General features: G+C 69.9%; 23 protein-coding genes. 4 read left to right on the top strand and 19 right to left on the bottom strand.

What is annotated here, in order from left to right; all coding sequences use genetic code 11:
* Positions 1-129: 129 nt before the first annotated feature.
* From tatC to ACFXI4_RS19665, 10 genes are all read right to left on the bottom strand, one after another.
* Positions 130-1074 (bottom strand): twin-arginine translocase subunit TatC, encoded by a 945-nt coding sequence (gene tatC / locus ACFXI4_RS19620; RefSeq protein WP_362730515.1) that lies wholly within the window; start codon positions 1072-1074, stop codon positions 130-132.
* A gap of 47 nt (positions 1075-1121) precedes the next feature.
* Positions 1122-1406 (bottom strand): Sec-independent protein translocase subunit TatA, encoded by a 285-nt coding sequence (tatA, locus tag ACFXI4_RS19625; protein ID WP_360489568.1) that lies wholly within the window; start codon positions 1404-1406, stop codon positions 1122-1124.
* A gap of 260 nt (positions 1407-1666) precedes the next feature.
* Entirely contained in the window at positions 1667-1861 is a 195-nt protein-coding gene (locus ACFXI4_RS19630; protein ID WP_384992350.1) for a hypothetical protein, read from the bottom strand.
* A gap of 10 nt (positions 1862-1871) precedes the next feature.
* Positions 1872-2174, bottom strand: coding sequence for a hypothetical protein (locus ACFXI4_RS19635; protein ID WP_384992353.1), 303 nt, complete (start codon positions 2172-2174; stop codon positions 1872-1874).
* A 55-nt stretch (positions 2175-2229) separates the two neighbouring features.
* Complete coding sequence (locus tag ACFXI4_RS19640; protein ID WP_384992356.1) at positions 2230-3243, bottom strand: helix-turn-helix transcriptional regulator; 1014 nt, start codon at positions 3241-3243, stop codon at positions 2230-2232.
* Between the two features lie 19 nt (positions 3244-3262).
* Complete coding sequence (locus tag ACFXI4_RS19645; protein WP_384992359.1) at positions 3263-4240, bottom strand: helix-turn-helix transcriptional regulator; 978 nt, start codon at positions 4238-4240, stop codon at positions 3263-3265.
* A gap of 207 nt (positions 4241-4447) precedes the next feature.
* Positions 4448-4819: an FKBP-type peptidyl-prolyl cis-trans isomerase gene (locus ACFXI4_RS19650; protein ID WP_362714611.1), complete on the bottom strand. Its 372-nt coding sequence runs from the start codon at positions 4817-4819 to the stop codon at positions 4448-4450.
* Between the two features lie 74 nt (positions 4820-4893).
* Positions 4894-5895, bottom strand: coding sequence for an FKBP-type peptidyl-prolyl cis-trans isomerase (locus tag ACFXI4_RS19655; protein WP_384992362.1), 1002 nt, complete (start codon positions 5893-5895; stop codon positions 4894-4896).
* Between the two features lie 104 nt (positions 5896-5999).
* A complete protein-coding gene (pafA, locus tag ACFXI4_RS19660; RefSeq protein ID WP_030795508.1) occupies positions 6000-7361 on the bottom strand; it encodes a Pup--protein ligase in 1362 nt (453 codons plus the stop codon).
* A 9-nt stretch (positions 7362-7370) separates the two neighbouring features.
* Entirely contained in the window at positions 7371-8630 is a 1260-nt protein-coding gene (locus ACFXI4_RS19665; protein ID WP_384992366.1) for an MFS transporter, read from the bottom strand.
* Positions 8631-8718: 88 nt separating this feature from the next.
* Between ACFXI4_RS19665 and ACFXI4_RS19670 the strand changes: the two genes are divergently transcribed.
* Complete coding sequence (locus tag ACFXI4_RS19670; protein WP_384992369.1) at positions 8719-9735, top strand: LacI family DNA-binding transcriptional regulator; 1017 nt, start codon at positions 8719-8721, stop codon at positions 9733-9735.
* 102 nt (positions 9736-9837) lie between these two features.
* Here ACFXI4_RS19670 and prcA read toward each other — a convergent pair whose 3' ends face one another.
* The 6 genes from prcA to arc all read right to left on the bottom strand — a co-directional run bounded on the left by prcA (position 9838) and on the right by arc (position 16000).
* Complete coding sequence (gene prcA, locus ACFXI4_RS19675) at positions 9838-10596, bottom strand: proteasome subunit alpha (RefSeq protein WP_384992372.1); 759 nt, start codon at positions 10594-10596, stop codon at positions 9838-9840.
* Positions 10597-10667: 71 nt separating this feature from the next.
* The gene (gene prcB / locus ACFXI4_RS19680; protein ID WP_362720970.1) at positions 10668-11513 is read right to left on the bottom strand and encodes a proteasome subunit beta; all 846 of its coding nucleotides are present in this window, start codon (positions 11511-11513) and stop codon (positions 10668-10670) included.
* Positions 11465-12055 carry an endonuclease VII domain-containing protein gene (locus ACFXI4_RS19685; protein WP_384992375.1) on the bottom strand — a complete coding sequence of 197 codons (591 nt, stop codon included), beginning with the start codon at positions 12053-12055 and terminating at the stop codon, positions 11465-11467. The genes prcB and ACFXI4_RS19685 overlap by 49 nt, the downstream gene beginning before the upstream one ends.
* Positions 12056-12063: 8 nt before the next feature.
* Positions 12064-12282, bottom strand: a complete 219-nt coding sequence (locus tag ACFXI4_RS19690; RefSeq protein ID WP_155057540.1) for a ubiquitin-like protein Pup — start codon at positions 12280-12282, stop codon at positions 12064-12066.
* Positions 12283-12477: 195 nt separating this feature from the next.
* Positions 12478-13989 carry a depupylase/deamidase Dop gene (dop, locus tag ACFXI4_RS19695; protein WP_384992379.1) on the bottom strand — a complete coding sequence of 504 codons (1512 nt, stop codon included), beginning with the start codon at positions 13987-13989 and terminating at the stop codon, positions 12478-12480.
* A gap of 244 nt (positions 13990-14233) precedes the next feature.
* Complete coding sequence (arc, locus tag ACFXI4_RS19700) at positions 14234-16000, bottom strand: proteasome ATPase (RefSeq protein WP_362720960.1); 1767 nt, start codon at positions 15998-16000, stop codon at positions 14234-14236.
* A gap of 560 nt (positions 16001-16560) precedes the next feature.
* Here arc and ACFXI4_RS19705 point away from each other — a divergent pair.
* On the top strand, positions 16561-16866 hold the full coding sequence (locus ACFXI4_RS19705) for a ferredoxin (protein WP_362720957.1): 306 nt from the start codon (positions 16561-16563) through the stop codon (positions 16864-16866).
* 46 nt (positions 16867-16912) lie between these two features.
* On the opposite strand, the gene ACFXI4_RS19710 is transcribed toward ACFXI4_RS19705, so the two are convergent.
* The 3 genes from ACFXI4_RS19710 to ACFXI4_RS19720 form a co-directional block, all read right to left on the bottom strand.
* Positions 16913-17494: a hypothetical protein gene (locus tag ACFXI4_RS19710; RefSeq protein WP_384992382.1), complete on the bottom strand. Its 582-nt coding sequence runs from the start codon at positions 17492-17494 to the stop codon at positions 16913-16915.
* Between the two features lie 314 nt (positions 17495-17808).
* The gene (locus tag ACFXI4_RS19715; RefSeq protein ID WP_360489583.1) at positions 17809-18711 is read right to left on the bottom strand and encodes a tRNA (adenine-N1)-methyltransferase; all 903 of its coding nucleotides are present in this window, start codon (positions 18709-18711) and stop codon (positions 17809-17811) included.
* Between the two features lie 50 nt (positions 18712-18761).
* Positions 18762-20288: a site-2 protease family protein gene (locus tag ACFXI4_RS19720; protein WP_384992385.1), complete on the bottom strand. Its 1527-nt coding sequence runs from the start codon at positions 20286-20288 to the stop codon at positions 18762-18764.
* Between the two features lie 140 nt (positions 20289-20428).
* Here ACFXI4_RS19720 and ACFXI4_RS19725 point away from each other — a divergent pair, with 140 nt between their 5' ends.
* On the top strand, positions 20429-21370 hold the full coding sequence (locus ACFXI4_RS19725; RefSeq protein ID WP_384992387.1) for a RecB family exonuclease: 942 nt from the start codon (positions 20429-20431) through the stop codon (positions 21368-21370).
* Positions 21371-21385: 15 nt separating this feature from the next.
* Positions 21386-22057 carry a response regulator transcription factor gene (locus ACFXI4_RS19730; RefSeq protein WP_020939010.1) on the top strand — a complete coding sequence of 224 codons (672 nt, stop codon included), beginning with the start codon at positions 21386-21388 and terminating at the stop codon, positions 22055-22057.
* Positions 22058-22119: the final 62 nt, after the last annotated feature.

Raw genomic sequence — 22119 nt, forward strand, 5'->3', positions numbered from 1 at the left:
TTTGTTTATTTTTTCACGTCCTCATTAAAAAATTATTTTTTTTTTTTCCTGTCTCTGTTTTCCTGGTGCTTTCGTTGGGGCGGGGCGGGGGGGGGCGGCCCCACCTCTGGACGTCCGGTACGGACCCGGTCAGGTCACGTCGTCGTAGCCGTTGACCCGCTCCGGGGCGTCGGGCAGCGCGCGGCTGGCGGAGACGGTCTCGATCTCGCCGATGTCGTCGGGCGTCAGGTCGAGGTCGGAGGCCTCGTCGTCGCCGGGGCCCTCGGCGTCGCGGCGGCGCCTGCGCCGGTCGTTGAGCAGCGAGAAGAGGACCGCGCCGAAGTACAGCACCCAGATCGGCCCGGCGAGCGCCAGCATGGAGAGCGGGTCGGTGCTCGGGGTGGCGACGGCGGCGAAGACCGTGATCCCGAGGATCATCGCCCGCCACCAGCCGAGCATCCGCTTGCCGGTGACGATGCCGGTCAGGTTGAGCATGACCAGCAGCAGCGGCAGCTCGAAGGAGAGGCCGAAGACGATCACCATGCGGGTGACCAGCTGGAGCAGGTCGTCGAGCGGCAGCAGGTTGCTCACGCTGTGCGGGGTGAACTGGAGGAGCACCTTCGCGGTGGTCGGCAGGACCTTGTACGCGAAGAACGCGCCGCCGAAGAAGAGCGGGACGCCGGTGGCGACGAACGCGTAGGCGTACTTCTTCTCGTTCCGGTGCAGACCCGGCGCGACGAAGGCCCACAGCTGGTACAGCCAGACCGGGGAGGCGAAGACCACACCCGCCATCAGCGAGACCTGGAGGGCCAGCGTGAAGGGCGCGAGGAGACCGTTGATCGTGATCTGCGCGCAGGGATGGGAGTCGGCCTTGGACCTGGCCAGTTCCCCGAACGCCTGCTCACAGCCGACCGAGTCGAGGACCGGCTTGGTGAGGAAGTTGATGATGTCGTTGTAGAAGAAGGCGGCGACCACCGTCACGATGACGATGGCCAGCATGGCCTTCGCGAGCCGGTTGCGGAGCTCACGAAGGTGATCTCCGAGAGGCATCCGCCCCTCGGGATCCTTCTCCTGTTTGCGGGCAGACTTGGGCAACCCACGTCCTCATCTCGTGCGGCAGGCCGGGGGTCACCGGCCTTGCGTCAGCGCTGGGTGGTGTCCGACGGCTCGTTGACCGGGCGGGAGCTGGTCACGTCGCCGGGGGCCGCCTGGATGGTGCGCTGGGCCTGGGCCTGCTCGCCGGAGGCTGGCGCCTGGGCGGAGGAGGTGGTGTTGCCCTCTTCCTTCATCGCCTTGGCCTCGCTCTTGAGGATGCGCGCGGACTTGCCGAGCGAGCGGGCCATGTCCGGAAGCTTCTTCGCGCCGAACAGCAGGATGACGACGACAAGGATGAGAATGATCTCGGGAGCGCCGAGCCTTCCGAACATAAGTCTTTACCTTCTCACCGAGGCGGCTGGGTGGGGTGCTGTCCGATCAGTCAGACATGTGTCCGAGTAATCGCGCTGACAGCGATCGTAACGCTCAGGGGTAAACGACAGGCAATCCCCGTGCGTACGCCCGGTCCGCGGTACGGGCCTCGTTCTCCGCCCCGCGAGCGCCAGCGTACCTGCCGGGGTGGCCGCCGTGACAGGGCGAAGTGACGCAAACCGCTTATGGCGCAGTACTCACACCGGTTGCACACCAGGTCTCAGAGGGTGTCCACAGCGCGGGCGGCACCGGCCGCCGCCCGCTCCAGGTCCTCGGCGGCCCGGTTGATGCGCCGTGCGGAATCCGTGACCTGCACGCCCAGGCGCCGCGCCTCCAGGAAGACCCGGACGGCGAGCACGCCGAGCACGACGAGACCCAGGAAACCCGCGGCTACCGCGAACATCGGCCAGAACATGCGGCTGAGCCTAGACGGTGGGGTGCAGCCGCAGGGTCCTGACCCCGCCGCCGGTGAGCAGCTCGACGATCCGCTCGCCCGCGGGCTTGCGGACCAGGATGTCGCAGTCGGGGCAGGTGAAGGAGTAGAACGTGGTCTTGCTGGTGGCCCCGATGGCCAGGCGCAGGGAGCTGGCGGCGAGCTCGAAACTCCCCCGGCAGTCCGGGCAGCCGGCTCTGAACATCACGGGGACCACTCTTCTCATCCCGGCGAACGCGGCGGCGACCGTCACGTCCCTCGCCTCTGCGACACCGGAACCGGAAGACTCGTTCAAATCCCTCGCCCCTCCTTCTCGATCATTCGCCCCGGAGCACCCCAGCCGGTCCGGCTCACTCATGCCCTTCCGCATCGCCGTGCGGAAGGAGGCCGTCGTACGCCTCCAGGGCCTCGCGGGCGGCCCGCCGGGCGCTGTCGGCCAGCTCGGGCGGTGACACGATCCGGCCGTCGCCGCCGAGCCTGAGTGCCAGCCGGCGCAGCGAGGCCGGATCGGGCGTGCGCAGAGTGATACGCAGACCCCCGTCGGGAAGCTCATCCGCGCTGTCGTGCGGGTAGTACTCGGCGACCCAGCGGCCGGCCGGGCCGACCTCGACGACCACCTCGGGATCCTCGGCGGCAGGCTGTACCAGGGCCTCGGACAGGTCGCGCAGCTCGATCTCGGGGGGCGCGGACGGCTCGTCGAGGATCTTGATCTCGGCGACGCGGTCGAGGCGGAAGGTGCGCCGGGCCTCGGAGCGGCGGCACCAGGCCTCCACGTAGGTGTGGCCGACGCTGACCAGGCGGATCGGGTCGATCTCACGCTCGGTGAGCTCGTCGCGGGCCGGCGAGTAGTAGCGGATCCACAGCCGGCGGCGCTCGGCGATCGCCCGGTCGACGTCGGCGAAGACCCCGCCCTCGGACTCGAAGGTCACCGACAGCCGGGCGCTGGCGTCGCCCGCCTCGCCGGCCGCGGTCTCCACCTTGGCGGTGGCGCGCAGCAGCGCCTGCCGGTCGCCCTCGCGCAGTCCGGGCAGGGTGGCCACCGCGCGGGCGGCCACCAGCAGCGCGGTCGCCTCGTCGGCGGCCAGCCGCAGCGGCTCGGCCGCCTCCTCGCCGAGCGCGGCGGCGTTGTGCCACCAGATGCGCTCGCCGTCGGTGTCGATGTCCAGCAGATCGCCGCCCCGGAAGCTGGTGCCGCACATGGGCAGCACGTCCAGGTCGGAGACCAGCTCGTCCTCGGTGATGCCGAAGGCACGGGCCACGTCCGCGATCCGGGCGCCGGGGCGCTCACGCAGATAGGTCACCAGGGAGAGCATCCGCCGGGTCTGGTCGATGGCGTTCACGGGCCTGACCGGTTTGCCTGCCACTGTCTTGCTCCGCTCCCCCTCAGCCCTTGGCCACGGCACGCAGCCGGTCCAGCACGTCCGCACGCAGCTCGGCCGGCTCCAGTACCACCACGTCCGGCCCGAACTCCACCAGCCAGGCGTCCAGTCCGTGCCCGTACGGAATCTCCAACTCGTCCCAGCCGTCGCCGAGTTCCCGCACCGCCGTGGCCTTCGCCCGAAGGGGGTAGCCGGCACCGGAGCGCAGCCGGATCAGCGCCGACCGGTCGGCGATCTCACCGGCCCAGCTCGCCACGGTCTCGCGGACGGTGACCACGTCGGGGACGGGCGCGGTGAAACGGGCGCCCCGGGAACGGACCCGGCCGGTGATCCGGGACAGCCGGAAGACCCGCTCGGCTCCCCGGTCCCGGTCCCAGCCCGCCAGGTACCAGTGGCCGCGCCAGCACTCCAGGGCCCACGGCTCCACATGGCGGGGCTCGGGGCGGGCGGCGGTGGCCTTGCGGTAGTCGAAGAGGACCGGGCGGCGGTCGCGGCAGGCCAGCATCAGCGGCTCGAAGGCGGCCTCGTGCACCGGGATGCGCGGTTCCAGGGCGCTGTGCGCCTCGTACGGGTCGACGTCCTCCGGCAGCCCGGCGGCGCGCAGCTTCTGCAGGGCCCCGCTGGCCGCGCCGGCGAGGCGGGCCTGCTGCCAGACCTTGGCGGCCAGCCCGAGGGCGGCCGCCTCCTCGGCGTCCAGCGTGATCGCCGGCAGGCGGTTGCTGTCACGGCGGGCGAGATAGCCGACCTCGCCGTCGAGGTTCTCGACGGTCTCGATCACCAGTCCCAGCTCGCGCAGATCGTCCTTGTCCCGCTCGAACATCCGGTTGAAGGAGTCGTCACTGCCCGACGCGCCCTTCCCCGGCCCGGAAGCCTCGACGTATGCCTCGATGGAGTCCCGCAGCTCACGCTTGCTGAGCGGCCGCCTCGTCCCCAGCAGACACAGCGCCAGGTTCATCAGCCGCTCGGCCTTGGCAATGGCCATCGACGCCCTTCGCCTTCCCTATGGTGCTCCTGACCGATGACCGTACCGCTCCGGAGTGTCACGGCAAAAGCCAGTACCAACAATGAGGGCCGAAACGGACAGGACCCGACAAACAGCAAGGGCCCGCGCACACGGCACGGGCCCTCGTCCAGCCGGACTCCGGCCGGGAACGATCAGCGCCGGGGCGGCGCCGACCTGGCGCGGGGATCAGACCCCGAGCAGGTCCACGACGAAGATCAGCGTCTCGCCGGGCTGGATCGCCGGGGTCGGGCTCTGGTCCCCGTAGGCGAGGTGGGCCGGGATGGTCAGCTGGCGGCGGCCACCGACCTTCATGCCCTCCACACCCTGGTCCCAGCCCTTGATGACACGGCCGCCGCCCAGCGGGAAGCGGAACGGCGCGCCCCGGTTCCAGCTGGCGTCGAACTCCTCGCCCGTGCTGAACGCGACACCCACGTAGTGCACGGTGACGGTCTGGCCGGCCTTGGCGACCTCGCCGTCGCCCTCCCAGAGGTCCTTGATCTCCAGGTCGGCCGGGGGCGCGCCCTCCGGGAAGTCGATCTCGGGCTTGTCGATGCTCACGTCTCTCGCTCCTGCTTGTGTACGACACGGAACCCGGACAGTCTTTCATCCCCGCCCGGCTCTCGCCCGCACGACTACATCGCGGCCAGGATGTCCACCGAGAAGACCAGCGTCGACCCCTTCTTCACGACACCGCCGCTCGGCGGGTTGTTCCCGTAGGCCAGGTCCGGCGGTACGACGATCAGCAGCCGGCTGCCCACCTTCTTCCCGGTGATGCCCTGCGCCAGCCCCTTGACGACCTCCTGCATCTGCGCGACCGCGAACTGGGCCAGCCGCCCGCTGTCGTACGTCTGCTCGAAGGCCTTCCCGCTGTCCCAGACCTCGCCCTTGAACTGGCACAGGACCGTCTGCGCGGACGTCACCGCCGCGCCGTCGCCCTCCAGGACGTAGTTCGACACCAGCGTCTTCGGCGGGTCGGTCTTGGGAATGTCGATCGACGGAGCCTTCCCGTCGGTGTTGGTGCCGACCTTGGGCAGCGCCGCGTCGCTCTGCGCGACCTCCTTGCCGGTGCTGGAGCTCTTGGAGTTGAACGAGTTCAGCACGTCCACCACGAACACCAGCGTGTCGGTGCCCTTGATACCCGCCTGCGAGTTGCCCGCCGTGCCGTAGCCCCAGGTCGGCGGCACGGCCATCAGCACCCGGCTGCCGACCTTCTTCCCGGCCAGCCCGTACCGCCAGCCGTCGATGATGCTGCCCTGGGCGAGCTGCATGAGCAGCGGCGTACGGTCGTAGGACTGGTCGAAGACCTTCGCCGTGGACCAGATCTGCCCGAGGTAGTTGGCCTGGATGAAGTCGTTCTCCGCGACCGCCTTGCCGCTGCCCGCGATCACCGTCTTGACCGCCATGTCCTTGGACGGGTCCCCGGACCCCTTGGCGACCGTCGGCTTCTCGTCGAACTTCGTACCCGCCGTGATCGCCGGCAGCGGCCCCTCCACGATCTTCGGCAGCGGCACAGAGGAGGCGGAACCCGACGGTGCCGCGCTGGCCTTGCTGGAAGCGGACTTGTCGTCGCCGCACGCGGCGATCGTGACCAGTCCTGCGGGTACGGCGGCAAGGAGAAGAGAGCGTCGGCGCACGGGAACAGCCTCATAATCGGTCGATCTTGCGGATGCGTGCGCGCAACTCTACGACGTGACACGGGCGCCGTACGGTAAACGTACGGCGCCCGTGTGGCGTTCGCTCACATACCGGCGATGAGCTTCTCCACCCGGTCGTCGACCGAACGGAACGGGTCCTTGCACAACACCGTCCGCTGGGCCTGGTCATTGAGCTTCAGATGCACCCAGTCGACCGTGAAGTCCCGGCGCTGCTCCTGAGCCCGCCGGATGAAGTCACCGCGCAGACGCGCACGAGTCGTCTGCGGCGGCACCGACTTGCCCTCGAAGATCTTCAAGTCATTGCAGATCCGAGTGGCTTGGCCCTTCCTCTCCAGCAGGTAATACAGACCCCGACGACGGTGAATGTCGTGATAAGCGAGGTCTATCTGCGCCACCCGCGGATGAGACATGGTCATGTTGTGCTTGGCCCGGTACCGCTCGATGAGCTTGTACTTCATCACCCAGTCGATCTCGGTGCCGATCCGGTCCAGGTCCTCGGCCTCGATCGCGTCCAGAGTGCGGCCCCACAGCTCCAGGACCTGGTCGACCGTGCCGGTACGGATACCGCGGCGCTCGACGAAGTCCACGGCCTTCTCGTAGTACTCCCGCTGCACCTCCAGGGCGGAGGCCTCACGACCGCTGGCCAGGCGCACCTTGCGCCGCCCCGTGATGTCGTGGCTTACCTCGCGGATCGCCCGGATCGGGTTCTCCAGGGTCAGGTCGCGCATCACCGTGCCCGCCTCGATCATGCGCAGCACCAAGTCGGTGGCCCCGACCTTGAGCAGCATGGTCGTCTCGGACATGTTCGAGTCGCCCACGATGACGTGCAGCCGGCGGTAGCGCTCCGCGTCCGCGTGCGGCTCGTCCCGGGTGTTGATGATCGGCCGGGAGCGGGTCGTCGCGGAGGAGACGCCCTCCCAGATGTGCTCCGCCCGCTGGCTGACGCAGTACACCGCACCGCGCGGCGTCTGCAGCACCTTGCCGGCGCCGCACAGCAGCTGCCGGGTCACCAGGAACGGAATGAGGATGTCCGCGAGCCGGGAGAACTCCCCGTGCCGCGCCACCAGATAGTTCTCGTGGCAACCGTAGGAGTTGCCCGCCGAGTCGGTGTTGTTCTTGAAGAGGTAGACGTCGCCCGCGATTCCTTCCTCGTGCAGGCGTCGTTCGGCGTCCACCAACAGTCCTTCGAGAATGCGCTCGCCGGCCTTGTCGTGGGTGACCAGTTCGGTCACGTTGTCACATTCGGGTGTCGCGTATTCCGGATGTGATCCCACGTCGAGATAGAGCCGGGCGCCGTTTCGAAGAAAGACATTGCTGCTACGGCCCCATGACACGACACGGCGGAAGAGGTACCGCGCCACCTCGTCAGGCGACAGGCGGCGCTGTCCCCTGAACGTGCACGTGACGCCGTACTCGTTCTCCAGCCCGAAAATGCGGCGGTCCATGACTGAACATTACGCCCGATCCCCTGAGCTGAAACGGGGTTCGGCAGCACGATTTGGATCATTTTCCGATGAAGCCGCAACCACCGCGCCCCCGCCGGGAGCTGCAAGGACCCGCCCGGTGGCCATCAGGACCAGCAACGACACGCCCCCTGCCACGGCCGGCACCGCGAAGCCCCACAGCGCACCGCCCGCCTCGACGACCGGGCCCGCCAGGCCCGTTCCCGCCGACGCCCCTACTGTGAACGTCGTCACAAGCCAGGAGAAGGCCTCGGTGACCGTCCCTCGCGGCGCGTGCCGGTCCACCAGCACGAACGCACATGCGATCGCCGGGGCCAGGAACACCCCCGCGACCACGGTGAGCAACACCATGGCCACCGCTTCCGGCATCACCATCAGCGGCAGGTAACACACCGCCAGAAGCGCGACCAGCACCCGCAGTCGTACCGCCGGCTCCCCCTGCCACCGGCGCGCGCCGTACACCGTGCCGCCGAGCAGCGCGCCGAGGCCCAGCCCCGCCATCATCCAGCCGTACACCGCGTCACCGCCGTGCTCGTCCGCGTACGGTACCGACGCCACCGTGATGGAACCCAGCGCGATCCCGACGAACAGGAACGCGCCGAGCAGGGCCAGCAGCCCGGACGACCGCAGCGCCCCCAGCCAGTGCGCCTCGCGCGGCGCCGAACGCCACGCGCGCGAGGGCGGCGAGAGGACCACGGAGAGCGCTCCGAGCACGCCCACCGCGTTCACCACCAGCAGCGCCACCTGCGCGGACCACAGCGACACGCACAGCGTCACCAGCAACGGCCCCACCGTGAACATGACTTCCTGGGCCACCGCGTCCATGGCGTAGGCCGTGTGCACCTGGCCCTCCTCGCCGAGCACACTCGGCCACAGCGCGCGCAGGCCGCCCTCCAGGGGCGGTGTGCACAGTCCCGCCGCCGCCACGCACGCGTAGGCGAGCGGCAGCGGATCGGTGCCGGCGAAGGCGAAGCCGGCCATGGCGAGGGCCGACGCGAGCGCCGCGGGCAGCTGGACCCGCGGCTGCCCGTGCACGTCCACCCACCGGCCCAGCACCGGCTGGCCCACCGCGTTGGCGACCCCGTACACCGCCGCGAGCGCCCCCGCCAGGCTGTACGTGCCGCCCTCCGCCCGCACGAACAGCACGATCGCGAGCGCGGCGGTGGCGTTCGGCAGCCGCCCCACCAAGGTGCCCGTCAGCAGGCGGACCGCGTGCCGCGCCCTGAGGATCTCCAGGTACCCCGTGGCCATGGTCCGCCTCCAAGTTTTACGTATAACCTCGGCTTCCATACGTACCATGTGCGCAGTTCACACGTCCAGACGAAGGAGCCCGCACCCGGTGGCACGCAGCAGCACGCGCCCGACGAGCCGCGACGTCGCCCAGGCCGCCGGCGTCTCGCAGGCCGCCGTGTCACTCGTCCTAGGCGACAAATGGCGCGGCCGGGTCTCCGAGGCCACCGCCGAACGCGTCCGGGAAGCCGCGCGCGACCTCGGCTACCGCCCCAACCTCGCCGCCCGCAACCTCCGGCTCGGCAGCACCCGCACCGTCCTGCTCGTCGTCCCGGCGCTCACCACCGAGTTCTTCGCGGGCGTCTACACGGGCGCCGCCCGGGTCGCCGCCGACCACGGCTTCGGCGTGGTGCTCTACCCCTCCCCCGAGGGCATCGGTCCCGCCCCCGACCCCTTCGCCTCCTCCCAGGCCGCCCTCGACGGAGTCATCGCCTCCTCGATGGCAGCCGACGCCCTCACCGCCATCCGCGGCGACCAGCTCCCCCTGGTGATGCTCGACAGCGATCCGGACGGCAGCCTCGGAGCCGCCACCGTCAACCTGGACATCGCGGACGGCGTACGCCAGGTGGCCGAGCACCTGCTGGGCCTCGGCCACCGCCGCTTCCTCCATCTGGCCGCCGGCATCGCCTCCTGGACCTTCGAGGTGCGCGCCCGCGAACTGGACGCACGCACCGCACAGGTCCCCGGCGCCTCGGTACGCACCGTCCACGCCCCGATCTCCATCGAAGGCGCCCTGGCCGCCACCGAGGCGGCCCTCGCCGCACCGGGCCCGCTGCCCACCGCCCTCGTCTGCGACGACGACAAACTCGCGGCCGGCGCCTACAAGGCACTGCGCCGCCGCGGCCTGCGTGTCCCCGACGACATCTCCGTCACCGGCCTCGACGACCTTGCCCTGGCCACCGCCATCGACCCCGAACTCACGACCGTACGGCTGGACGCCGAGCTTTTCGGCGAGCGCGGCATGCACGCCCTCCTGGCCGTCCTGGAGGGCCGCCCGCCAGAACGCCGGGACATCCCCGTGGAGCTGGTCGTACGGGGCTCCACGGCGCCCCCGCCGCGGTCCTGACCGCGCGGCGTGGCCGGATACGGGAGGCGTCCGGCCGCACACACACCCGCGCCCCGCCCGGACGACTCGCCGGACGGGGCGCACGAAGCGGGGCGGGACGGACTACTCGACGTCGCCGCCGGACTCCTCGGCCTCCTCGGCGGCCGCGGCCGTGGCCGCGCCCTGCGACTCCAGCAACCGGGACAGCTGCGGGCCGCCGATGCGCTTGAACTTGCGCTTCTGCGGACGCGTGCGGTCCAGCACCGCGACCTCCAGACGCTCCGCCGGAATCTCCCGCTGCGTGCCGTTCGACTCCCGCGACAGAGCGGTCACGGCCAGCTTCAACGCCTCCGCCAGGGTCATGCCCTCGCGGTGCTCACGGTCCAGATAGCTGCTGATCTGCTCCGCGTTGCCGCCGACCGCCACCGAACCGTGCTCGTCGACGATCGAACCGTCGTGCGGCAGCCGGTAGATCTGGTCGCCCTCCGGGGTCTCCCCGACCTCGGCCACCACCAGCTCCACCTCGTACGGCTTCTCGGCCGCGCTGGAGAAGATCGTGCCCAGCGTCTGCGCGTAGACGTTGGCAAGGCCACGCGCCGTCACATCGTCCCGGTCGTAGGTGTAACCACGCAGGTCCGCGTAGCGCACACCGCCGATCCGCAGATTCTCGTACTCGTTGTACTTGCCGGCGGCCGCGAAACCGATCCGGTCGTAGATCTCGCTGAACTTGTGCAGCGCACGCGAGGGGTTCTCACCGACGAACACGATGCCGTCGGCGAACTGGAGCACCACCAGGCTCCGGCCGCGCGCGATGCCCTTGCGGGCGTACTCCGCACGGTCCGCCATGGCCTGCTGAGGTGAGACATAGAACGGCGTCGACACCGGTATCCGTCCCTTTCCTTAGGGTTCCGTCGAAGTCACTGGGATCACCTTCACAACAAGCGCCGGGCGCCTCAGAGCAGCGCCGCGCGCGGGCCGTCCGGCTCCTCCAGGCGGCGCGCCAGCACCGCACGGGCGAGCTCGGAGGACTCGTCGTCGGTGAGCCGGCGGAACCCGTTCTCGGTGATCACGGTGATGATCGGGTAGATCCGGCGGGCGACATCGGGACCACCGGTCGCCGAGTCGTCGTCGGCCGCGTCGTACAGAGCCTGCACCACCAGTGTGGTCGCCTGCTCCTCGCTCAGGTCCTCACGGAACAGCTTCTTCATCGCCCCGCGCGCGAAGATCGAGCCGGAGCCCGTCGCGGAGAAGTTGTGCTCCTCGGAACGGCCGCCCGTGACGTCGTACGAGAAGATCCGCCCCTTGCCCCGGTCCACGTCGAACCCGGCGAACAGCGGCACGACGGCCAGGCCCTGCATGGCCATGCCGAGGTTGGAGCGGATCATCGTGGACAGCCGGTTCGCCTTGCCCTCCAGCGACAGCTGGGCGCCCTCGACCTTCTCGAAGTGCTCCAGCTCCAGCTGGAAGAGCTTTACCATCTCCACGGCGAGGCCGGCGGTGCCGGCGATACCCACCGCCGAGTACTCGTCGGCGGGGAACACCTTCTCGATGTCGCGCTGGGCGATCACGTTCCCCATCGTGGCGCGACGGTCACCGGCGAGCACCACGCCGCCGGCGAAGGTCACCGCCACGATCGTCGTCCCGTGCGGTGCCTCGATCACCCCCTGCGTGGGCGGCAACTGCCGCTTGCCGGGCAGCAGTTCCGGCTGGTGCTCACCGAGAAAATCCATGAACGAAGAGGACCCAGGCGTCAGGAAGGCAGCTGGTAGACGCCCGGTGCTACGAGTGTTGGCTTCCACGCGTTTCCTTCCACGTATGCTGCAGCCCGCCTTATGGCCTCGGGCTGATCCTTGAACTGCCCCAGCGCGGCGTTGCAGCTGAAGCACAGTACGCCACGGACCCTACCCGTCTTGTGGCAGTGATCCACATGCTCCGCGGGAGCCGCGAGGCAGATGCAGCAGATACCGCGCTGCTGCGCGATCAGCGCTTCCAAATCGGCCGGACTCAGGCCGTACTTGCGTTGGAAACAGCTGACACGGTTCCGCTCCGCACGGCACTCTCGGCAGTAGCTGGACCAACCGTCCGAGGACGACTTGTTGCGCTCCCACTCCGAGTGCGGCTTCACCTCCTCGCACTGCGGGCACCGCTTATGGCCCAGCGGAACAGGAACCTTCACGCGGACTGTTCTGCCCTGGGCCTCTCGTCGGCGTCGGTAGGAGCCGGCGGCGCATTCGCGGCAGTTCACCTGAAGGCCGTCAGGCCTGGAAGCGTTTGCAGCGAACGCGCCCGCCGGTAGGAACTCCTGGCACGCCGAGCACTTCTCCATCCCCCCGCCGTTCATGAATGTGACTATTGTCCACCCTTTTGAACGAACGACCTCACGAAATCCTCGGCATTCTCCTCGAGGACGTCGTCGATCTCATCCAGCACCGAGTCCACATCGTCGCTCAGCTTCTCGTGACGCTCCTTGAGGTCCTCCGAAGCCTGCGACTCCGCCGCCTGCTCCTCGACCTCCTCGGTGGAGCGCGTCGCCTTCTGCTGTCCGCCGCCGGTGTCCTTGGTTGCCATAACCCTCACCCCGCTCAGTTCGCGTTCGCCCGACATGGTCGACAGGTCGGCATTCCTGCCGATCGGTGATGATCAGACCCTACAAGCCGGGTCCGACATCGGCCCCGCAGTTTCTCCAACGTACGGGGGCCACCTCGATGATTCCCGGGCGGCGGGATTTTGACCCCGGTCGCCCGGTTCGGTCCGGGTGCCGGTTCAGCCGCCGGAGAGGACCCTGACCAGGTCTTCTGCGGTGCGGCAGCGGTCCAGGAGCTCCTTGACGTGATTTCGCGTTCCGCGTAGCGGTTCCAGGGTTGGGACGCGCTGGAGGCTGTCCCGGCCGGGCAGATCGAAGATGACCGAGTCCCAGCTGGCGGCGGCGACGTCGTCGGCGTACTGCTCCAGGCAGCGGCCGCGGAAGTACGCGCGGGTGTCCTCCGGTGGGCTCGTACGGGCCTTCTCCACGTCGGCCTCGGTCAGCAGCCGCTTCATGCGCCCACGGGCCGCCAGGCGGTTGTAGAGGCCCTTCTCGGCCCGTACGTCGGCGTACTGGAGGTCGAGGAGGTGCAGCTTGGCCGCGTCCCAGTCGAGGTCGTCCCGGCGCCGGTAGCCCTCCATGAGCTCCTTCTTGGCCACCCAGTCGAGTTCGCCGGAGAGGCCCATGGGGTCGTTCTCCAGGCGGTTCAGCGTGTCCTCCCAGCGCTGGAGGACGTCTCGGGTCTGGTCGTCGGCGTCGGCGCCGTAGCGCTCCTCGACGTACTTGCGGGAGAGCTCGTAGTACTCCATCTGGAGCTGGACGGCGGTGAGTGTGCGGCCGCTGCGGAGCGTGACGAGACGCTTGAGGCCGGGGTCGTGGGAGACCTGGTGGAGGGTCCGTACGGGCTGGTCGACGGCGAGGTCGACCGCGATGAACCCGTCCTCGATCATCGAGAGGACCAGGGCCGTGGTCCCGAGCTTCAGGTAGGTCGAGATCTCCGACAGGTTCGCGTCGCCGATGATCACGTGCAGCCGGCGGTACTTCTCGGCATCCGCGTGCGGCTCGTCGCGGGTGTTGATGATGGGGCGCTTGAGGGTCGTCTCCAGGCCGACCTCGACCTCGAAGTAGTCGGCGCGCTGGCTGAGCTGGAAGCCGTGCTCGTGGCCGTCCTGGCCGATGCCGACGCGGCCCGCGCCGGTGACGACCTGGCGGGAGACGAAGAAGGGGGTGAGGTGGCGCACGATGTCCGAGAAGGCGGTCTCCCGCTTCATCAGGTAGTTCTCGTGCGTGCCGTAGGAGGCGCCCTTGTTGTCGGTGTTGTTCTTGTAGAGGTGGATGGGCTGGGCACCGGGGAGCTGGGCGGCCCGCTCGGCGGCCTCGGCCATGATGCGTTCGCCGGCCTTGTCCCACAGGACGGCGTCACGCGGGTTGGTGACCTCGGGGGCGCTGTACTCGGGGTGGGCGTGGTCCACGTAGAGACGGGCGCCGTTGGTGAGGATGACGTTGGCGAGGCCGATGTCCTCGTCGGTGAGCTGGCTGGAGTCGGCGGCCTCGCGGGCGAGGTCGAATCCTCGGGCGTCCCGCAGCGGGTTCTCCTCCTCGAAGTCCCAGCGGGCCCGGCGGGCCCGGTGCATCGCCGCCGCGTAGGCGTTGACGATCTGGGACGAGGTGAGCATGGCATTGGCATTGGGGTGGCCGGGGACGGAGATGCCGTACTCCGTCTCGATGCCCATTACTCGCCGTACGGTCATGCGGCCCTCCTTGCCCGGCGGAGCCCTCGGTCGTGGGCTCCGCTCGCGTACCGCTGGCGCTCCGGTGCGTGTGCGGTGCCCGTCCCCGCACTGCGCGACTCGGCGGTAGGAAAGAGCCTAGAACGCCTTTGCGCTGGTGGGGAGATCATTTGCGTCATTGCCTTGCTCGCCTCGGTTCCGGTCCTGGCCGGAAAAACAGTCGGCTGCGGGTACCCGGTGGGGGCACCCGCAGCCGCCCTGCGTTTTACAGGTACTGCCCGGTGTTTGCCACCGTGTCGATGGAGCGCCCGGTGTCCGCGCCCTGCTTTCCGGTGATGAGGGTACGGATGTAGACGATCCGTTCACCCTTCTTTCCGGAGATTCGGGCCCAGTCGTCGGGGTTGGTGGTGTTGGGCAGGTCCTCGTTCTCCTTGAACTCGTCCACGCAGGCCTGGAGGAGGTGGGAGACGCGCAGACCCTTCTGCTTGTGTTCGAGGAAGTCCTTGATCGCCATCTTCTTGGCACGTCCGACGATGTTCTCGATCATCGCGCCGGAGTTGAAGTCCTTGAAGTACAGGACTTCCTTGTCGCCGTTGGCGTAGGTGACTTCCAGGAAGCGGTTCTCCTCGGATTCGGCGTACATGTGTTCCACTGCCGTCTGGATCATGCTGGCGACGGTGGTGCCCTTGCTGCCGCCGTGCTCGCCGACGTCGTCGGAGTGCAGTGGCAGGCGCTCGGTGAGGTACTTGCCGAAGATGTCCTTGGCCGCCTCGGCGTCCGGGCGCTCGATCTTGATCTTCACATCGAGACGACCGGGGCGGAGGATGGCGGGGTCGATCATGTCCTCGCGGTTGGAGGCGCCGATGACGACCACGTTCTGCAGGCCTTCGACACCGTCGATCTCGGCGAGCAGCTGCGGGACGATGGTGTTCTCCACGTCCGAGCTGACACCGGAACCACGGGTACGGAAGAGCGACTCCATCTCGTCGAAGAAGACGATGACGGGGGTGCCCTCGCTGGCCTTCTCCCGGGCACGCTGGAAGACGAGGCGGATCTGCCGCTCGGTCTCGCCGACGTACTTGTTCAGGAGCTCGGGGCCCTTGATGTTGAGGAAGAAGCTCTTGCCGGCGGCCTGGCCGGTGACCTCGGCGACCTTCTTGGCCAGCGAGTTGGCCACGGCCTTGGCGATGAGCGTCTTGCCGCATCCGGGGGGGCCGTAGAGCAGGACGCCCTTGGGCGGGCGCAGTTCGTGCTCCTTGAACAGGTCCGGGTAGAGGTACGGGAGCTCGACGGCGTCGCGGATGGCCTCGATCTGGCCGCCGAGGCCGCCGATCTGCTCGTAGCCGATGTCGGGCACTTCTTCGAGGACGAGCTCTTCGACCTCGCTCTTCGGCACGATCTCGTAGACGTAGCCGGAGCGGGGTTCGAGGAGCAGGGCGTCGCCGGGACGGATGTTCACGTCGAGCAGCGGCTCGGCGAGACGTACCACCCGCTCCTCGTCGGTGTGCCCGAGGACGAGGGCGCGCTCGCCGTCCTCGAGGATCTCCTTGAGGGTGACGATGTCGCCGACGCGCTCGTACTCCATGGCCTCGACCACGTTGAGCGCCTCGTTGAGCATGACTTCCTGGCCGCGCCTGAGCTCGTCCAGGTCAACGCTTGGGCTGACGTTCACCCGCAGTTTGCGGCCGCCGGTGAAGATGTCGGCGGTGCCGTCCTCGTTCGCCGTGAGGAAGACACCGAAGCCGGCCGGCGGCTGTGCGAGCCGGTCGACCTCTTCCTTGAGGGCCACGATCTGGTCGCGGGCCTCGCGGAGGGTGTTCGCGAGTCGTTCGTTCTGGGCGGACACGCCGGCCAGGTTCGTCTGCAGCTCGACGATCCGCTCTTCGAGAATCCTCGTGTGTCGCGGAGAGTCGGCGAGCTTGCGTCGCAGGACGGCGATCTCCTGCTCAAGATAAGCGATCTGCCCGGCCGGGTCGTCGGACCCTCGTCCCGGGCGGATGCCGCGGTTCATGTCGTCGTCGTGGGCTGCCACGGTCCTCACCTCCTCCAAGGGGAGCTGGACGCTTCCAGACCCTACCTGGGTGGGTGTCGATTGAAACCCCTAGATCACAAAGACTGTCAAGGTGTGTCGTCGGTCACCCGTTGCTTCTCCCCCGTGCCCGGTGGATACCCACTCAACGCGATGCGGAAGCTGCGTGTTCCGGGCCAGGAGCGGTCAAAACCCTTCGTGACTGACCGGAGTTGTCCGCTCCGATGCCGGTTCAGGAGTTGTGCCCCGGCCAGGGCTTCCTTACACAGAGCGACCGGCCGGGCGGCCCGGGTGAGTGCGGACGCGGGCCGCGGGTTGGCTCAAGTCGATCGATCCGGTGGCCGAGCGCCGTCGTCCCGTGCGGCCCGGTGCGCCGCGCGCACGGCCCGGAGGGGGCCTGCGGGGGCGCCGGGGGGCGGGTGGATGCGCGGGCGGGTGCGCGGGTGGCGGGCCCGACCGAGGGCGGTTCGGGCGGAGGTAGGGTCGAGGGAGTTCAACACCCGCCGGGGCGGGACCGGGTGACGGCCTGGTCCGGCCGTCCGGCGCTTTCGACGGCAGGAGAGATGACCGTGCAGCAGGAGGCCCTGGCCGGCGCGGAGGCGCTCGAGGTCTGGATCGACCAGGATCTTTGTACGGGTGACGGGATCTGTGCCCAGTACGCCCCGGAGGTGTTCGAGCTGGACATCGACGGCCTGGCCTATGTGAAGGGCACGGACGACGAGCTGCTGCAGACCCAGGGGGCGACCGCGCCGGTGCCGCTGCCGCTGCTGACGGACGTGGTGGATTCGGCGCGGGAGTGTCCGGGCGAGTGCATCCATGTGCGCCGGGTCGCGGACCGCGTCGAGGTGTACGGGCCCGACGCGGAGTGACTTTCCGGCCACCCCGCGTGGCCCCGGGGTCGTGCGGGTACGGCGGTCAGACGCTGCTGCTGGCCGCCGGGGCGGAGCGGGCGAACATGCGGCCGTTCCACTGCCAGGTGGCGGCGGTCTTCACGTCCGGACAGCAACTGGGCACGTTGTCCGAGGAATAGCCGAGCAGGTTCGCGGTGACCCTCCTGGCGGCGACGGTGAAGTCGGTGACCGTGATCCGGTCCTTGGGGTCGACGAGCGTGGCGACGACCCGGGGCCGGGTGGCACCGGCGGCCTGGGTGAGGACGTAGACGCCGTCCGGCGGGGTGCCCATGGCCGAGTCGCAGTGGACCACCGCCACGGTTTCCGGTCTGCCGTCGCCGTCGAGGTCACCGGTGGCCTTCTTGACGACCACCTCCTTCACGGGGCCGCAGTCGAGGGGGAAGTCCACGCCGGCGGTGCTGGGCGGGGCCGTGGCCGCGGGGGTGGGTTTCGGCTCGGTGCCGGCCGAGGACTGGGCGGCTTTGGCCGCGCCCGGCTGGAAGAGGGATGACAGAGCGACGACACCGGTCAGGGCAGTGGCCGTGGCGAGCCAGTGCATGGGACGGCTGTCGGTGTGAGCGAGCTCCGGGACCACGGATTGCTGCACTAGGAGTGTCTCCTGTGAGGCCTGTGCCGGTGGGGATGGCCTGCATAGTGCCACACGTCACAGCGGGTGGGGAACGGCGGGGTGGGCTTCCGGCGACGGGCGGCTTGCGCCCCTGGCGGCGTCCGCGACGGCGGGAAGCGACGTGGCACGGCGGAGCCGGGAGGGGAGCCGGGAGGGGAGCCGGGAGGGGAGCCGGGGGGAAGCCGGCGGGGCCCGTCAATGCGTGAGCGCCGCTGCCGAGTTCCGGTCGGACCGGGGAACTCCGCAGCGGCGCTCACGCGTTGAGGCGGCGAGGGGAAGAGCGGGGCGACGGCTCAGCGGCCGGCGCCGCCGTCGGCGTTGGGACCCTCGTAGTCCTCGCCGTAGGCACCCTTGGCGGGGCGGCGGCGGCGCATGGGCGGCTCGACGCCGTCGGCGAGGCGGCGGGCGGTGAGCAGGAAGCCGGTGTGGCCGATCATCCGGTGGTCGGGGCGGACGGCCAGTCCCTCCACGTGCCAGTTGCGGATCATCGTCTCCCAGGAGGTCGGCTCGTTGAAGCAGCCGATCTCGCGGATGGACTCCACGGTCCGCGCGAGCTGGGTGGTGGTGGCGACGTAGCAGCACAGGATGCCGCCGGGCACGAGCGCCTTGGAGACGGCCTCCAGGCACTCCCAGGGGGCGAGCATGTCGAGGATGACGCGGTCGACGTCGGTGTCCGAGAGGTTGTCCTGGAGGTCGCCGACGGTGAGCTGCCAGGCGGGGTGCGGGCCGCCGAAGTAGCGCTCCACGTTCTGCTGGGCGATCTCGGCGAAGTCCTCGCGCCGCTCGTAGCTGTGCAGCATGCCCTGGTCGCCGATGGCACGCAGCAGGAAGCTGCTGAGCGAGCCGGAGCCGACGCCGGCTTCGACGACGCGGGCGCCGGGGAAGATGTCGGCGAAGGAGAGGATCTGCCCCGCGTCCTTGGGGTAGACGACGGCAGCCCCGCGGGGCATGGACAGGACGTAGTCGGGGAGCAGGGGGCGCAGCGCGAGGTAGGCCACGTTGCCGGTGGTGCGGACAACGCTGCCCTCGGGAGCACCGATCAGTTCGTCGTGCGGGAAGGAGCCCTTGTGGGTGTGGAAGTTCTTCCCTGCTTCGAGCGTGAACGTGTAGTGGCGGCCCTTGGGGTCGGTCAGCTGAACCTGGTCCCCGACCTTGAAGGGCCCGCGCCTGCGGGCGGCACCGGTCGGTTCGGACATGTGAACAGCCTACCGGGGTTTGTGGAGGGGTCCGACCACCAGGGCGGCCGCTAGGACGGCCGGGCCATGGCCCTGACGAAGGCCCGCTCCACGTCCGCCGCCGACAGGACGCCGTAGATCTCGCCGGTCTCCTCGACCACCAGGTACTCGGTGGCGGGGGTGGCGCGCAGCACGTCGAGGAGGTCCTCGCCGGCCAGTTCCGCGGAGACGCGCATGCCGTCGGTAAGATCCTGGGCCAGGCCGCTGACCGCGACCCAGGGGCGGCGGTGCTCGGGTACGCCGACGATGGCGGCCTCCCGGACCAGGGAGAGCGGGGTGCCGTCGGCGTCGACGACGACCAGGGCGCGGGCCCCGGCGGCATTGGCGCGGCGCAGGGCCTCCGACAGGGGGGTCCCGGTCTCGACGGGCACGGCACGGCGCGTGAGGGTGCGGGCGCGCAGCTCCGGAAGGTGTTCGCGCAGCCGCGCCATGCGCAGGCTGTTGCCGGCGCCGGTCCAGATGATCGCGGCGAGGACGGCGGCGAGCAGGCCGTCGGTGAGGGCGTCCATGCCGTTGGCGTTCTCGGTGCCGCCGCCGAAGGCGCCCGAGTAGTTGAGCAGCGGGAGGCCGATCAGCACGGAGACGGCGAGGGCGCGGCCGACCCAGGCCGCGGCGACGGTGCCGCTCATGGGCCGGCCGGTGATCTTCCAGACGACGGCACGGAGCATCCGGCCGCCGTCGAGGGGCAGGCCGGGCAGCAGGTTGAAGATGGCCACGATGAGGTTGGAGACCATCAGGCCGGCCAGCAGGACGCCGGGGACCGTGCCGGGCTCGACGGCCTGCATGGCGAGGTAGAAGAGGCCGGAGAGGACGAGCGAGAGCAGGGGGCCGACGAAGGCCAGCACGAACTCCCGTCCGGGGGTCTCGGCCTCCTTCTCGATCTCGGAGACACCGCCGAAGAACTGCAGCTGGATGCGGCGGACGGGGAGTTTGAAGCGGATCGCGGCGACCGTGTGGGCCAGTTCGTGGACCAGGACGGAGGCGTAGAAGGCGATGGCGAAGAAGAGGGAGACGAGGTAGCGGGCGGCGCCGAGTTCGGGCAGCACGCGGTCGAGCTGGCCGCCGAAGACCCAGGTGATCAGCGCGGCGACCACGAACCAGCTGGGGGCGACGTACACGGGTACGCCGAAGGGCCGCCCCATGAGCAGGCCGCCGCCGGGCTCCTTGGGCCGCCGCGGCGGCTGCCCCTTCGTCATCCCGCCGTGCGCGTGGCTGCGCTCGCCGGCCGGGCCGGGGCCGGGAGCGCCGGTCCCGTCCGAGCCGGCAGCGCGAGCCTCGTCGGGACCGGCAGCGCCCGGGGCCGCGGCCGGGAGCTCGGGAGGCGTCTTCGCGCTCTCGTTCTCCGGTGCGGGTGCCTCGCCGGACGGTTCCCGCTCCGGTTTCCCGTCACCGCCGGGCGTCCCGGCCCGGGGCGGGGCCTTCGGGGCGTCGGCGAGGTCCGGGCCTCCGTCGTCGGTCGGGGCCGTAGGACCTGCGGGCTGCTCGGCCGGTTCGGCGTCGTCCGACCGGGGCTGCCCGCTCCCGCCGCTCACGTCCACGGTGTCCCCTCGTTAGAAACGTCGTCTCCGGTCGATGGTATGCGGCCGTCGTGACGCGTTTCGCCCCGGCACCCCTTGTGTTGGCCGGGGCGTCGCGCGGGTTGGGTGACTGTCAGTGGCGGGCCGTATGGTCTGTGGTCATGGAGAGCAGCATCGAGGACGCCGCACAGGCCGAGAACGTGGCCGTCGCGCGGGGGGAAGAGCCGGTCACGGCGGTGCGCCCGGCGGCGCCCGGTCCGCCGGCGTCGCTGTCGCCGTCGCGGGCCAGTGACTTCATGCAGTGTCCGTTGCTGTACCGGTTCCGGGTGATCGACCGGCTGCCGGAGAAGCCGAGCGAGGCGGCGACCAGGGGGACGCTGGTGCACGCGGTTCTCGAGCGGCTCTTCGACGCGCCCGCCGCGGAGCGGACGGCGCCGCGGGCCAAGTCGCTGGTTCCGGGGCAGTGGGACCGGCTGCGGGAGAGCAGGCCGGAGGTCGGGGAGCTGTTCGCGGACGATCCCGAGGGCGAGCGGCTGGCCCGCTGGCTGGGCGAGGCGGAGCGGCTCGTCGAGCGGTGGTTCACGCTGGAGGATCCGGCGCGGCTGGAGCCGGTGGAGCGGGAGCTGTTCGTCGAGACCGAGCTGGAGTCGGGGCTGCGGCTGCGCGGGATCATCGACCGGGTCGACGTGGCGCCCACGGGTGAGGTGCGGATCGTCGACTACAAGACCGGCAAGGCGCCCAGACCGGAGTACGCCGAAGGCGCGCTGTTCCAGATGAAGTTCTACGCGCTGGTGGTGTGGCGGCTGAAGAACGTGGTGCCGAGGCGGCTGCAGCTGGTCTATCTCGGCAGCGGCGACGTCCTGACGTACGACCCGGTGGTGGCCGATCTGGAGCGGGTGGAGCGCAAGCTGCTGGCGCTGTGGGAGGCGATCCGGCAGGCGACGGAGTCCGGGCAGTGGCGGCCGCGTCCGACGAAGCTGTGCGGCTGGTGCGACCACCAGGCGCACTGCCCGGAGTTCGGCGGTACTCCCCCGCCGTACCCGCTGCCGGTGAGGTCGGCCGAGTCCGAGGACGCGGCGCAGGGCAGAATGGGCGCGGACTAGCGAAGGAGACTCACCGTGGCCATCCGCGTCCTACTGGTCGACGACCAGCCGCTGCTGCGAACCGGGTTCCGGATGATCCTGGAGGCCGAGCAGGACATCGCGGTCGTGGGCGAGGCCGGAGACGGCCTTCAGGCTCTCGACCAGGTGCGCGCCCTCCAGCCGGACGTGGTGCTGATGGACATCCGGATGCCGCGGATGGATGGCGTGGAGGCGACCCGGCAGATCACCGGACCCGGCCGGGACGGCCCGGCGAAGGTGCTGGTGCTGACCACGTTCGATCTGGACGAGTACGTGGTGGAGGCGCTGCGCGCGGGTGCCAGCGGCTTCCTGCTGAAGGACGCCCCGGCCAACGAGCTGGTGCAGGCGATCCGGGTGGTGGCGGGCGGCGAGGCGATGCTCGCGCCGAGCATCACGCGCCGGCTGCTGGACAAGTACGCCACGCACCTGCCGTCCGGTGAGGAGCCGGTGCCGGACACCCTGCACACGCTCACCGACCGTGAGGTGGAGGTGCTGAAGCTGGTCGCGCGGGGGCTGTCGAACGCGGAGATCGCCGCCGACCTGTTCGTCAGCGAGACCACGGTGAAGACGCATGTGGGGCATGTGCTGACCAAGCTGGGGCTGCGGGACCGGGTGCAGGCGGCGGTGTACGCGTACGAGAGCGGTCTGGTGCGTCCGGGCGCCCAGTAGGGGCACGTCCTGCGAAGCCCGGCGGACACCCTACGACGGAAGGGCGCCCCACTCCTCAGAGT

Source organism: Streptomyces sp. NPDC059224, assembly GCF_042754285.1.
Classification (GTDB): Bacteria; Actinomycetota; Actinomycetes; order Streptomycetales; family Streptomycetaceae; genus Streptomyces.